Source organism: Flavobacterium subsaxonicum WB 4.1-42 = DSM 21790 (assembly GCF_000422725.1).
GTDB classification, from domain to species: Bacteria; Bacteroidota; Bacteroidia; order Flavobacteriales; family Flavobacteriaceae; genus Flavobacterium; species Flavobacterium subsaxonicum.
Genome location: NZ_AUGP01000017.1, coordinates 1 through 13,466, shown reverse-complemented (window position 1 = coordinate 13,466; position 13,466 = coordinate 1). Strand labels below are relative to the sequence as shown.

At 40.6% G+C, this 13,466-nt stretch carries 11 protein-coding genes and 1 tRNA gene; 7 read left to right on the top strand and 5 right to left on the bottom strand.

Annotated elements, in window-relative coordinates; genetic code table 11:
• Positions 1–13 precede the first annotated feature (13 nt).
• The 3 genes from G509_RS0102705 to purL all read right to left on the bottom strand — a co-directional run bounded on the left by G509_RS0102705 (position 14) and on the right by purL (position 5,650).
• Positions 14–766 carry a restriction endonuclease gene (locus tag G509_RS0102705; RefSeq protein WP_026990113.1) on the bottom strand — a complete coding sequence of 251 codons (753 nt, stop codon included), beginning with the start codon at positions 764–766 and terminating at the stop codon, positions 14–16.
• Positions 756–1,859 carry a ParB/RepB/Spo0J family partition protein gene (locus G509_RS0102700; protein WP_026990112.1) on the bottom strand — a complete coding sequence of 368 codons (1,104 nt, stop codon included), beginning with the start codon at positions 1,857–1,859 and terminating at the stop codon, positions 756–758. Before G509_RS0102700 ends, G509_RS0102705 begins: the two co-directional genes overlap by 11 nt.
• Before the next feature lie 131 nt (positions 1,860–1,990).
• Entirely contained in the window at positions 1,991–5,650 is a 3,660-nt protein-coding gene (gene purL / locus G509_RS0102695) for a phosphoribosylformylglycinamidine synthase (RefSeq protein WP_026990111.1), read from the bottom strand.
• Between the two features lie 229 nt (positions 5,651–5,879).
• Between purL and G509_RS0102690 the strand changes: the two genes are divergently transcribed.
• Positions 5,880–6,671: a DUF3592 domain-containing protein gene (locus G509_RS0102690; RefSeq protein WP_026990110.1), complete on the top strand. Its 792-nt coding sequence runs from the start codon at positions 5,880–5,882 to the stop codon at positions 6,669–6,671.
• Positions 6,672–6,774: 103 nt separating this feature from the next.
• Here G509_RS0102690 and G509_RS0102685 read toward each other — a convergent pair whose 3' ends face one another.
• On the bottom strand, positions 6,775–7,353 hold the full coding sequence (locus G509_RS0102685; RefSeq protein ID WP_026990109.1) for a DUF1579 domain-containing protein: 579 nt from the start codon (positions 7,351–7,353) through the stop codon (positions 6,775–6,777).
• Between the two features lie 63 nt (positions 7,354–7,416).
• Positions 7,417–9,033: a hypothetical protein gene (locus tag G509_RS0102680; RefSeq protein ID WP_026990108.1), complete on the bottom strand. Its 1,617-nt coding sequence runs from the start codon at positions 9,031–9,033 to the stop codon at positions 7,417–7,419.
• 309 nt (positions 9,034–9,342) lie between these two features.
• On the opposite strand from G509_RS0102680, the gene G509_RS0102675 reads away from it, so the two are divergent.
• The 6 genes from G509_RS0102675 to G509_RS0102650 all read left to right on the top strand — a co-directional run bounded on the left by G509_RS0102675 (position 9,343) and on the right by G509_RS0102650 (position 12,679).
• A complete protein-coding gene (locus G509_RS0102675) occupies positions 9,343–9,768 on the top strand; it encodes a PaaI family thioesterase (protein WP_026990107.1) in 426 nt (141 codons plus the stop codon).
• A gap of 84 nt (positions 9,769–9,852) precedes the next feature.
• Complete coding sequence (locus G509_RS0102670) at positions 9,853–10,908, top strand: isochorismate synthase (RefSeq protein ID WP_026990106.1); 1,056 nt, start codon at positions 9,853–9,855, stop codon at positions 10,906–10,908.
• A 105-nt stretch (positions 10,909–11,013) separates the two neighbouring features.
• A complete protein-coding gene (gene bshB1 / locus G509_RS0102665; protein WP_026990105.1) occupies positions 11,014–11,730 on the top strand; it encodes a bacillithiol biosynthesis deacetylase BshB1 in 717 nt (238 codons plus the stop codon).
• Between the two features lie 64 nt (positions 11,731–11,794).
• Positions 11,795–11,870, top strand: a tRNA-His gene (locus G509_RS0102660).
• A 143-nt stretch (positions 11,871–12,013) separates the two neighbouring features.
• On the top strand, positions 12,014–12,286 hold the full coding sequence (locus G509_RS0102655; RefSeq protein WP_131450739.1) for a hypothetical protein: 273 nt from the start codon (positions 12,014–12,016) through the stop codon (positions 12,284–12,286).
• Between the two features lie 114 nt (positions 12,287–12,400).
• Positions 12,401–12,679, top strand: coding sequence for a hypothetical protein (locus tag G509_RS0102650; protein ID WP_026990103.1), 279 nt, complete (start codon positions 12,401–12,403; stop codon positions 12,677–12,679).
• The last annotated feature ends 787 nt before the right edge of the window (positions 12,680–13,466 follow it).

The window sequence follows — 13,466 nt, the reverse complement described above, 5'->3', positions numbered from 1 at the left end:
AATAGTAAATATATTAATTTAGAATAACAATTTTATTTACCGCTTGGTCAGCTTTAGCCTTAATAAAAACATTATTAGTTTCAATTTCAAGTTTCTTTTCTAAAATAGCCTTTTCAGTTAAAAGGACTAGATCAATAAAATCAAGGGAAATTATATCAGCGTTTTCACATAATGTTGTGGCTGGAGGGGAAAAGAAATATGAAGTAACAAATATGCCCTCAATTGGCGTAAATGACTTCATTATTAGTTTTTCATAAACTTTTTTAGATTGACTAAATTCTTTGCTTCTCAATAAAATAACTGCACCAGCAAATCCTCTAACTTCATTGACATTTACTAGAACATTATATTTTTTTGCTTGACCAATCAAATAACTCTCTCTTTTTGAATCAAATAGTTGAAATCTTTTCACTCCCACAAAGTCGATACCTTGATCATGTGAGATTTTAGTTGCGTACGTAATTTCGTAACCAAAAAATTTTATTATTAAAGCTGCAAATTTTTCAAATCGAATAGCACTTAAATTGTCTACATAGGATGCAATTCCAATAATATTTTTTGACTTAAAAATTCTCGAAGTGTTATAATCAATTTTTAATCCGCAATTTTTATATTTAGAGATGTAAGATTCAAGTTGTATTTTGATATCTTCAATATCATCCTCTTCAATATCTTTTAACGCATATAAGTCAACAACATTATCTTTTGATGTTAGTATAAAAATCAGATAATTTCGCCTTTTGTCTGCTTTGGTCTTAGCTTTCATCTGCTAAAATTCTATTAACAATTTTCTTAATGTTATTCAATGAAAATCTATCATTTTCTTCTAGAAGAAGAGAGGGGCCAAACTTTATATTTCTTAAAATTTTTTCTGCTTGTGCAATTTCTTTAGAAAATTTCTTTTTAGTAAAACCTTCATTTTGCTCAATAGCCTCTGTAATACTTCTAGTTTCTTCCAATCTTATAAGTGATTCTTCATCATCTATAATTTCATTTAAAAGACGTATTTCTTTGTGATTGATTATAATTGGGTCTAAAAGATCGCTATCATTAAATCCATCCTCCTCATCATCTGAAATACTAAAGGATGGAGTTATCCATGAATAAAATCTTTGGAGATTATTTTTGTCTAGAAATTCTTTTCTGAGTGGATCCCACTTCAACCAGTTTTTTACTTTAGTTTTAAGTAAAACCTCTATAAAAATCATAAACTTATCAAATGGATTGAATGAGGTATCATTGTCATAAGCCATATCATCATTTATAAATGCCTCAATTGCAAAAAATGCATCAAGTTGTTGCTGAATGACACTTTTGTTTGAAACGCCTAATTTATTTGCAATCTGAACAACTGATAGACCTTTATTATAAAGTTCAGCTATAAGTTTTGCTTGATTATATCGATCCCATTTTTTATTTCCACTAACATGTCTTAACCCCATTAAAATTAAATATTCTTCAGGATTTTGATAGCTATATTTGACAACTTCAACACCATCAAAAACAGTTGGAGCTAGAAGCCCAATATCAAAGTCTTCGTTGTATGACTTTTGTAAAACTTTTAGTGCTGCTAATCGCCTATTCCCTTCAATCACAACATAGCCTTTGTCATTATCTAATTCTCTTACAAGAATATTGTCAACTTTAAGAAATCCATTTGATCTGAGGCTATCTACTAAGTCTTTGATCTCTATATTATTTTTTCCTGCTACAAGGTTGAAAGTTCTTTGCTGCAAAGCTGTTCCTATAACTTTGTCATCAGTCAAATCAGGCATCTGTACATATTGTGGTTTACTACGGAGACGATAATTATCTGGATCTAAGAAAAGTTTGTCTAAAGGAATATTGATTGTGTTCATGATGCGGCTTTAAAGCGTAAATATAATAAAACTAAACATATGCTTACACAAAAAAACGCCCCCATTCCTGGAGGCGTCTATCATCTATTATCTTCTGTCTAAGCTGTCAACCAATAACTGTCAACTGTCAACTATCTTTTCTCAATCCACTCACGGGCGTTAACAAACGCCTCGTGCCACGGCGAAACCTCGTCGGTACGGCCGGCTGGGTAGTTAGCCCAGTTCCACTGGAACATAGAGCGCTCAATGTGCGGCATCATAACCAGGTGGCGGCCATTGTTGCTTGCCATCATGGCAATATCAAAGTGGCTGCCGTTAGGGTTGGCAGGGTAGCCGTTGTAGGCGTATTTAGCTACAACGTCGTATTTATCTTCGGTATACGGTAAGTCGAATTTACCTTCGCCATGCGAAATCCAAACACCAAGGGTGCTGCCCGCAAGGCTGCTAAGCATAATCGACGAGTTTTCCTGCACCGTAACCGATGTAAAGCCACTTTCGTGTTTTTTACTGTCGTTGTGCAGCATGCGCGGTTTAACCTCGTGCTCAGGGTTTATAAGGCCCAGCTCTATAAACAGCTGGCAACCGTTACAAATACCTACCGACAGGGTGTCTTCCCTGGCAAAAAATTTCTCTAAAGCTATCTTGGCTTTTTCGTTGTATAAAAAGGCACCGGCCCATCCTTTAGCCGAACCCAGTACATCTGAATTAGAGAAACCACCCACAGCACCAATAAACTGGATATCTTCAAGGGTTTCGCGGCCCGATATAAGGTCGGTCATGTGTACATCTTTAACATCAAAACCGGCAAGGTACATGGCGTTTGCCATTTCACGTTCCGAGTTACTACCCTTTTCGCGAATAATAGCGGCTTTTGGCCTTGGCCTACCGCCATCTAACGTTACTTTCCTGCCCGTAAAATGGGTTGGGAAGGTAAACTGCAACGGCTGGTTTTTATAGTTGTTGTAACGCTCCTGTGCTTTTTGTTTGCCACTTTGCTTTTGGTCTAACAGGTACGATGTTTTAAACCACGTATCGCGTGTTTCGGTTACATCAAAAGTAAGGTTAGTGTCGCCGTTTTTAACGGTAACGGTGTTGCCTTCTTTAGGCGTACCAATAAGGGTAAAGGCTACATTATTTTTAGCAAGCTCTGCCTCTACAGCAGCATCGGCCTGAATAACAATGGCAATATTTTCTGCAAACAGGGTTTTAACCGTATCGGCCTCGTTAAGGTTAGTAAGGTCGTATTCGGCACCAAGGTTAACCTCGGCAAAGCTCATTTCAAGCAGGGTAGTAATTAAACCGCCGCTGCCAATATCGTGGCCTGCAGCAATTTTACCCGCTTTAATAAGATCCTGAATTACGTTAAAGGTGTTTTTAAACGCCGCAGCATCTGTAATTGTCGGAACTTCGTTGCCCACTTTATTAAGCACCTGCGCAAACGATGATCCGCCCAGTTTAAAGGTATCGCCACTTAGGTTAATGTGGTAAATGTTACCGCCATCTTTTTTAAGTACCGGCTCTACTACCTTACGAATGTCGCTACAGTTACCTGCAGCTGATATTATAACGGTACCCGGGGCAATAACATCGCCGTCAGGATATTTTTGTTTCATAGAAAGCGAATCCTTTCCTGTTGGGATGTTGATGCCAAGTTCGATAGCAAAATCGCTACAGCCCTTTACAGCATCGTATAAACGGGCATCTTCGCCTTCGTTTTTACAAGCCCACATCCAGTTAGCCGAAAGCGAAACACTTTTAAGCCCGTCTTTTAGCGGAGCAAAAACAATGTTAGACAACGCCTCGCCAATAGAGTTACGGCTACCCGCAACAGGGTCTACCAGGGCAGAAACAGGCGAGTGGCCAATGGTGGTTGCTATACCTTCTTTACCGGCATAGTCTAATGCCATTACGCCCACGTTGTTAAGCGGTAACTGAATAGGCCCTGCAGTTTGCTGCTTGGCTACCTTACCACCCACACAACGGTCTACCTTGTTGGTTAACCAGTCTTTACAGGCAACAGCTTCAAGCTGAAGCACCTGGTTTAGGTACTCGTGTACTTTTTCCTGAGAATATTCCGGGTTGGCATATTTAGCCTCCACGGCAATATCGCTCATTATGGTTTTTGGCGATGAGCCAAACATATCTTCCAGCGCAAAATCCATTGGTTTAGCACCGGTGGTAGCGCTCTCGAATGTAAATCGGTGGTTGCCTGTAACATCGCCCACGGCATACATAGGGCTACGCTCGCGGTCGGCAATGCGTTGCAGGGTATCAATATCTTTTTGTCCGATAACAAGGCCCATACGTTCCTGGCTCTCGTTACCAATTATTTCTTTAGCCGATAGGGTAGGGTCGCCCACCGGTAATTTGTCAAGGTCTATTTTACCGCCGGTTTCTTCTACAAGTTCAGACAGGCAGTTTAAGTGGCCACCTGCACCGTGATCGTGAATAGAAACTATTGGGTTGTTTTCGCTCTCTACCAAGCCACGAACGGCATTGGCAGCACGTTTTTGCATCTCGGGGTTAGAACGCTGTATGGCGTTAAGCTCTATGCCTGAATTAAAAGCCCCGGTATCGGCAGATGATACTGCTGCACCACCCATACCAATACGGTAGTTTTCGCCACCAAGTATAACAATCTTGTCGCCAACCTGTGGTTTTTGTTTCGCCGCCTGGCTTGCTTTACCGTAACCAATACCACCGGCAAGCATTATAACTTTATCAAAGCCCAGTTTGCGGGCATCCTCAGTATGTTCAAACGTTAGTACAGACCCTGTAATAAGCGGCTGGCCGAATTTGTTACCAAAGTCTGATGCTCCGTTAGAAGCTTTTATAAGTATGTCCATTGGGGTTTGGTACAGCCATTTGCGCTCGTCCATACCGTTTTCCCAAGGGCGGTTCTCTTCAAGGCGAGAATACGATGTCATGTACACCGCCGTACCTGCAAGAGGTAACGACCCCTGACCACCGGCAAGCCTGTCGCGAATTTCGCCACCGCTACCTGTTGCAGCACCGTTAAAAGGCTCTACAGTTGTAGGAAAGTTGTGTGTTTCTGCTTTTATCGAGATAACCGAATCAAATTCTGTTACCTGATAAAAATCGGGTTTATCGGCCGTTTTAGGGGCAAACTGCTCCACACGTGGGCCTTTAACAAAGGCCACGTTATCTTTATAAGCCGATACAATATCGTTAGGGTTCTCGGCCGCTGTTTTCTTAATAAGCTTAAATAGCGATGAAGGTTTCTCTTCGCCATCTATAACAAACGTACCGTTAAATATTTTGTGGCGGCAGTGCTCAGAGTTTACCTGGCTAAAGCCAAAAACTTCAGAGTCGGTTAATTTTCTGCCCAGTTTAGTGGCAAGGTTATTAAGGTAGTCTACCTCTTCTGCGTTAAGCGCAAGGCCCTCCTGTTGGTTATAAGCGGCAATATCCTCAATTTCCAGGATAGGCTCCGGCTTAATGTTTATGGTGTAAATGTCCTGGTTAAGGCCGTTGTACTTTTGAGAAAGCATAGGGTCGAAACTTGCAGTAGCCTCATCGGCCTTTTCAAACTCCTCGATACGAAGAATACCTGTAATACCCATGTTCTGGGTAATTTCTACAGCATTGGTACTCCATGGCGTAATCATGGTAGCGCGGGGTCCAACAAAAAAATCCGTAAGCACGGATTTTTCTATCTTATGAGCGTTGCCAAAAAGCCAGTTTAATTTTGAAATATCCTCTGCCGAAAGTTCGGTTTGTGCCTGTACTGCAAAAACCGTATTGGTCTGGTTTCCGAAGAAATGGATCATTTTTATGTGTGTTGTTGTTTGAAGCTGCGAAATTAATCAAAAAACCGGAAATGGGCAAACATTATAGGTTAGTTAAAATGCATAATTAACACCGTAATAATTAGCCTTTTAAAATTTTACCTGCTGCGTTGCATGTAAATATTAAAATGCGTTCTAAAAACTAATAATACCTTTAAAAGGTTGTTAGAAAGGTATATATTTGAATAGTAATTTAACGATATCAATAAAAATGGACAAGAGGCACGTAAAACTTTCATCGCTGTTTAAACTGACTTTTAGTAAAAGCCCATTTTCGAGACTGGGAATTGTATTTACATTGTTAGCCGTTTTTGTGATCCTCCCCATTATGATAGTGGTTACCGGTTCTATACAGGAGCCTTATCAAAAGTATAATTTTGATGCGATTAACCAGCACGGCACTGCTGTACAAGCCCGTATTACAAATATTGATGCACTTACCAATGTATCGATAAACGGAGAAAATCCACGCATTATTAGCTACTCTTATACCATGAACGGCAGAGATAAGCAGGACAAATTCCAGACTATGGAGATTGACGAGGCTTCCCGCCTTAACGTTGGCGATAAAATCACGGTAAAGGAATACGAAGGCGAATCGGCTATTCAGGATATGGAACCCTTTTCTTTTCCTGTTGCGTTGTTTTTTATATTGCCCGCTATCTTTTTTACAATTGGCGCAGTATTCACACTGATAGGATTGTTACCCGCCCTAAGAGATTTTAATTTGTATAAAAACGGCATTGTAAAAGAGGCTACCATACTATCAATGGTGCCCAACCCTGGCATGCCGGTTTCGGGCGTTGGTAAGAGTATTACGGTATATTATGACTATATTGGTAGAGGCGGGAACAAAATTTTTGGCGAATCGCGCGTACATGATTTTTCGATACTTAGCACCCACAAGGTTGGTGGAACTATTAAGATATTTGCATCAGAAGATGAAAGCAGGTCGTGCGTAATTCCCACTGCTGAAATAGTAAAGAATAACTGGAGGTTATAAAAGATTTAACCACAAATTACACGAATTACACCAATTTAACCTCTGCAATTGTAGCAGTTTTTAATTAGTGAAATTTGTGTAATTTGTGGCTGTATTATTCTTTCTAATTCCTCTTTAATACAATCTCCATGCTCTTGTATTCTTTGCCGTCTTTAGTATCGTAGGCAACCAGTTTGCGGGTATTGGCATCTACAATAGTATAAATTTCTCTGTACTTAACTGCTTTGCCGGTAAGCGGGTCGGTCATTTCGCCTTTAAAGGTTATGGTTTTAGTGGCAGGGTTATACGTACCAACAGCAACCATCATACCGGTACCGCTGTTGTCTATAAAGGTAGAGGTAAACTCTTTAGATTTGTTGTTGTAAGCAATAGTGTTCTTAGCCTCCCAGTCCATGCCCATAAGGTTGCCCTTGTAGGTTACCTCCTGATAGCGGCCACCCAAAATCATTTTAGATTCAGATACCGACTTGCTGGTTTCAGGCTTTGCATTGGCATCCATCCAAAAAGTCATATCCACATTCCAGGTTCCGGTCTCGTCGGCCAGGAGCTTGTGCATATCGCCGGGGGCAGCATAGGCTTCCCAGGCTTTTTGCATGGCTGCTTCATCTTTAGTTTGTGCGGTTGCGCTGCCCAGGGTAAAGCACAGCGCAAGTACGGCTACTGTTGTTACTACATTTTTCATAATTGTTGGTTTTTAGTTTGTTAGCTAAAATTATGAAAAATAATAACACGATTTCAGGAAAAATTATTCAGCCGGTTCGGGCCTGCTTTCGTAAGCGCCAATATCGGCACCACCCGATGGCCTCGAAGCCCCTGTAATATCAAACGGAACCTGTGCCGCTATCGTAGCATCGGCCGTATTTTCCGGGCCAGGGTATTGCGCATCAATACTGGTATTGGTAAAAAGGTTGAGCTTATTATTTTGCGGATCTTGATAAGCAGGCTTGTTGCGGGTAGATGTTCTTGCCAACTGGCAGTTGTTGTAGGCCACAAGGGTAGGGTTGTTGCCAGTGCCGCTATCGCCAGGATACAGCTCGTTGGTTTTAAGCTGGTTGGTGGTGTCTATAAGTTTTAAAAGGCTGTTGGTAAAAGTAATAGTGTAGGTGTAAGCAGGGTCGTTAAATCGGTCTAACGACATACCCACGTTGCCCGAACCATATACAATACAGTTGCCAAAGCTGGCATTAAGATGGTAAGCATATTTACCGTCGGCATCTTCTATATAGTTGTTTATAAGCAGTGGCACCTGGTTGTAGCTATTAAAGTAGTTGGCAAACGTACAGTGCTTAAAATCGTACTGGCCTCCGTATACAAGTGCAACCGAAGCCTGACCTGAATTGTTTACCACCGTATTTTCTCCGGATATGTTAGAGGTGTACGACAGCAAACCGTAGTTGGTGCAGTTGTAAATTTGCGAGTTATTAATTTGCAGCTTAGGCGTTGTGGCAGCATTAATGCGCTGCGATATAATGCCTACTGTAGCATTTTTAAGGGTGAGGTGGTTAATTACATTATCTTTATCAGACATTAATAAAATAGCACCCCACTGGCCCGAAGTCTCAGCAAAATCGGGCTCCAGCCTGTCGCCTTCAAAAACAACTTCGTTCTCGTTATCCGGGGTTACAGAGGCTGCCCCATTTATATTTAACGTAGCACCCGGCCTAACCATAAGTCCGGAATCAGCATGAAAATGCACTCGTGCACCCGGGTCTACCACCAGCGTTTTACCATCGGGCACGGTAGCATAACCGTATATTACATAGGGCTTAGTGTTGTTAAAATGCAGTTCGTTATCATTTTCGGCTTCGTTTAAGTTAAAGCCGTATATATACACTTCTTCGCCATCATCAGTAAGTTCGTCGTCGTACCTAACGGCTTCGTACTGTCCAAGTTCGTTACGCTGTGGGTATAAAAAATACGCATCCTGAATAAGGGTAACCAGGTTAACATCCTGAGTGCCGGCACTGCCTACAAAATCTATTTCATCGGTATATAAAAAATCGGTGGCGTTGGCATCGGCAATGTTGGCTGTGGTTTCTATAAACACATACATGCTGTCTTTTGCCAGCAACTCCACATTGCTGAATGATTTGCCGGGAACACCGTCTACCATTAGTCGGTATTTAGAGGCATCGCCTTTTCTTAAACGTATGCTGGGTATGCTAATGTCTTTATTGCTACGGTTGTATACCTTTAAAGTATAGGTGCTGGAACCAATGTTGCTAAACACGGTGTCCAGGTATACGGTATCGCGCGAAAACTCAAGCCCTGTGCCAGAACTGGTCTCAAACTCAAAATCGTCGCGGCAAGATGTAAACGTAAACGCAAAACCCAATAATAGTAAAAGTAAAATGTGGCGCATATAAAAAACAATTTTTGGTAAAAGTAGCTATTAATTCTAAATTTTTAAAAGCATTTGTAGTGTTAACGAAGGTTTATGATTTTTAGTGTTAAAGTCATAGAGGTGTAAAGTCGAAAGTTATCAGGTCATCAAGTCAGGTGCTCGCTTTCGACCCTTAACTTTTTTCTATCAGACTTCCCAACCACGGACTTTCGACTTTATAACTTTCGACCTTCTGACTTTAGACTTTACGACCTTATGACTTTATGACTTTCGACTTTCAGACTTGCTCCTTCTTTTGTACTTTTACATTTCTTAAAACAACACTAAATGGCCTTTGATAAAGAAGCAGCACTTATAATGTGCAACAACTACTGTAAAAACACCCTTATGGAAACGCTTGATATTGTATTTACCGATGCTGGCGAAGATTTTTTGCAAGCAACAATGCCGGTAAACCCAAGGGTACACCAGCCAATGGGCCTGTTGCATGGCGGTGCAAGCGTTGCCCTGGCCGAAAGCGTGGGCAGTGCAGCCTCTATAATGTTTATTAACCCCGAAATACAGGAAGTACGGGGTATCGAAATATCGGCTAACCACCTTCGCGCCAAGCGCGATGGCGTAGTTACTGCCACGGCACGCATAGTGCACCAGGGCAGGAGCCTGCATTTATGGGAAATTAAAATAACCGACGAAGCCGGTAAACTAATATCGCTTTGCAAAATTACAAATATGGTAATGCCGAGGAGAAGATAGTTTACAGTTTTTAGTTTACAGCAACTTCTCAACATCAATTTAAAATTGGTGAAATTGGTGTAATTCGTGGCAAAAAAATTATATATGACCCATTTATTTTCCAGATTAAAACAACAATTACAAAACAACCTGCCTTTTGCGGTATACAGCAAGCCGGGCAGTACTACAATTACAGGTACATTTCAGAATGATGGGCAAACCCACCCTGTAGACTTCGAAAAACCGGGCTTTGTTTTTGCACCATTTGCGCAAGGCACCACTATTTTTATACCCGCTGATATTGCAGAGGTGCTTTCGGATGAGTTGGATGCAGGTTTCGAAACGCCTTCCCATCAGGATAAACCTGTAATAGACCCAACTGCAAAAAGCAATTTTGAAGCCTTGGTAACTCAGAGTGTAGCAGCTATTAAGGGTGGCAACTTCCAGAAGCTCGTATTATCACGTACGGAGGGTGTCGATTTACATGATGCCGATGTTGTGTCGATATTTAAAAAAATGCTGTCGGCTTATCCTGCTGCTTTCAGGTATTGCTTTTATCATCCTGAAGCCGGCTTGTGGATGGGTGCAACGCCAGAGCAGCTTTTAAAAGTTGAAAACAATACCCTGCATACCGTTGCCCTTGCCGGTACACAATTATATAAGGAGAGAGAAGTTGCGGTTTGGGAAGATAAAGAACAGCAGGAACAGCGTTTTGTTACGGATTATATTCTTACCGAACTTAAAGAGTATGTAAGCAACATTAACACTACCGAGCCGTATACTTTTAGGGCCGGCAACATTGTACATATAAAGACCGATATTTCTGCCGAGTTAAAGAGTGCAGATAGTTTACAGTCGGTAATAAACACTTTACACCCAACACCAGCCGTTTGCGGACTCCCTAAAAAAGAGGCGCAGCAGTATTTATTAGAGCACGAAGGGTATAACAGGGAGTATTATTCGGGATTCCTCGGAGAAATCAACCATGATTTTAATACGGGTCAAACCGCAACCGACCTTTTTGTAAACCTGCGTTGCATGAAGGTAGGGCATCAGCAGGCCCATTTATATATAGGGTGTGGCATTACTAAAGACAGTAACCCCGAAAAAGAATTTTTTGAAACGGTAAACAAGAGCATGACGATGAGGAAGGTGTTATAATAATGTGCCAGATCTGCAACTTTGCAACTTTGTTACTTTGCCACTTTGCAACTCCTTCTTATAAAATCTTCGTAACTTTGCAGCTTTAAACTTTGCAACTAAATAATGAAATTAGATATACTTGTTTTTGGCGCACACCCCGATGATATAGAACTGAGCTGTGGCGCTACAATAGCCAAAGAAATTTCTCTTGGTAAAAAAGTAGGAATTGTAGATTTAACCCGAGGCGAGCTTGGTACCCGCGGATCGGCAGAAATTAGAGACCGCGAAGCTGCCGATGCTGCTAAAATACTTGGTGTTAGCGTAAGAGAAAACCTTAGCTTTAGAGATGGCTTTTTTATTAATGATGAAGCACACCAGCTTGAGGTTATAAAAATGATACGCAAATACCAACCCGAAATTGTAATTGCCAACGCTGTTGATGACAGGCATATAGACCATGCAAAAGGCAGTAAATTAGTGTCAGATGCTTCGTTCCTTTCAGGGCTTCGCAAAATAGTAACCACTGTAGATGGCGTTAGCCAGCAGGCCTGGAGGCCAAAACTGGTGTATCATTACATACAGTGGAAAAACCTGGAGCCCGATTTTGTGGTAGATGTTACCGGTTTTATAGATGTAAAAGTGGCATCGTTAATGGCGTATAAGTCGCAATTTTACGACCCAAACAGTACCGAGCCGGTTACACCAATTGCCACAAAAAACTTTAAAGACAGCATACTTTACCGTGCCGCCGACCTTGGCAGGCTTATAAATACCGAATATGCCGAAGGTTTTACAGTAGAGAGGCATTTGGCAGTGAACAGTTTAGCAGATTTGATATAAAAAAGTGTAAATTTTATTTGCAAAAACCGTAAAACAGTTATAGATTTGCACTCGCAAAATAAATGGTGATTGTAGCTCAGTTGGTTAGAGCGTCGGATTGTGGTTCCGAAGGTCGGGGGTTCGAGACCCCTCATTCACCCTGATTTATGAGTCCTTTGATTAATTTCAAAGGACTTTTTTTTGTTTAAGCGTATTTTAAGAAAACCTTTGTTAAATTAGTCTGTAAAAATTGTAAATTAGCTTTATAATAAAATGTAATTAATTAATAGTAATAATGATGCCTGTGGATTATTCTGTTTTAGAAAAAGATTTTGATTGCGCCTGCGATGACGTAATAAAAGACCTTACTGGTAAATACAAGTCTACCTACCAAGCGGGCGGTGCCGATATGCTTAATGCCTTTTTTGATTTAATTAAAACAGAATTTGATAACGCTGCGCAATTATTTATTACCAACAACAAACTAAGTAATGATGCAGAAGGGCTTAGGCTTATAACTGCTATTGCTAAAAAGCACGCTAAGAAGTGTATAGACTTTTACGGTCAGGTAAGGTAAGGGTGGTATGCTTAAAATAGAACGAAAAATTTTACTAATTTTAAGTTAAATTTTATAACTTTTGTAAGGCAGCAATTTGTTTATTTTGTCCTCCAAATTAAAATACATAGAATAATGGATTTCAATTATAAGGAGTTAGAACACCAGTTAGAACGCGCCTGCACAGATTTGCACAAAGATTTTCATAAAAAATACCATAGCGAGGTGTATTTATCGGCTGGAGGTTCTAAGCTTGAAACATTTATAAACGACCTGCAAAAAGAATTCGAAAATACTGCTGTAAACTTTCTCTCAAAACACAACCTCGAAAAAGATACCGAAGCCAAACGTAGGGTATTTAATATTACAAAACTCTATGCAAAAAAGTGTATAGAAGATTTTAGTAAAATATAACGTACTCTATATAGAATATAGCAAGGCCGGATTATTCCGGCCTTTGCTGTTTTAATACCTCAGGCTATCCATTAATTAGCACTCCTTATATATAAGATTAGGCATTACGATATCCATACAGTACCCGTTCTCGGCTCTCCTTTCCCTTGGAGAGGGGTTAGGGGTGAGGTCTTCTCGTTTATATGAGAGTTATTCACACTGTACCCGTTCCTGGCTCCCCTCTCCTTTGCTGCGCCAGTTCGCTGCGCTCGTGTGGAGAGGGGTTGGGGGAGAGGACTTCTTATATATAAGAGTAAATCTTTGCGCAACTTTGTGTCTTCTTTGAGAATCTTTGCGAAATAGCCTTTACTTATATTACCAAATCGACAAAACTGCCCCAATCTAACCTCTGAAACCCTTAAAACCCCACCCAGATCCACCTCCCAACAAAAAATAACAAAAAACTTTCGTATTCAAGCTTCACATTAACAAAGAGTTAAGAAAAACATTTAAAAAAGGTTTAGATAAAGCTTTGAAAAGCGAAAAGAAGTGGTACTTTTGCACCCGCATTAGAGAGCAAGTTCTTACACAAACTGAAAACGCAAACAAGGCATTAACCGATAGCAATAAAGGTTAAAAAAAAAGTAAAATAAAGCTTGGATGATAAAGGGAAAAGATAGTATCTTTGCCCTCCCTAACCGAAAGGAAAGGTGCTCATTGTAAAGCTGAAATACCAAGCCTGGCTTACCGCACCGAGAGGGACGGGTTCAAAAAAAAGGTTAAATTTTTTTTTGAAAAAGCTTGCGGG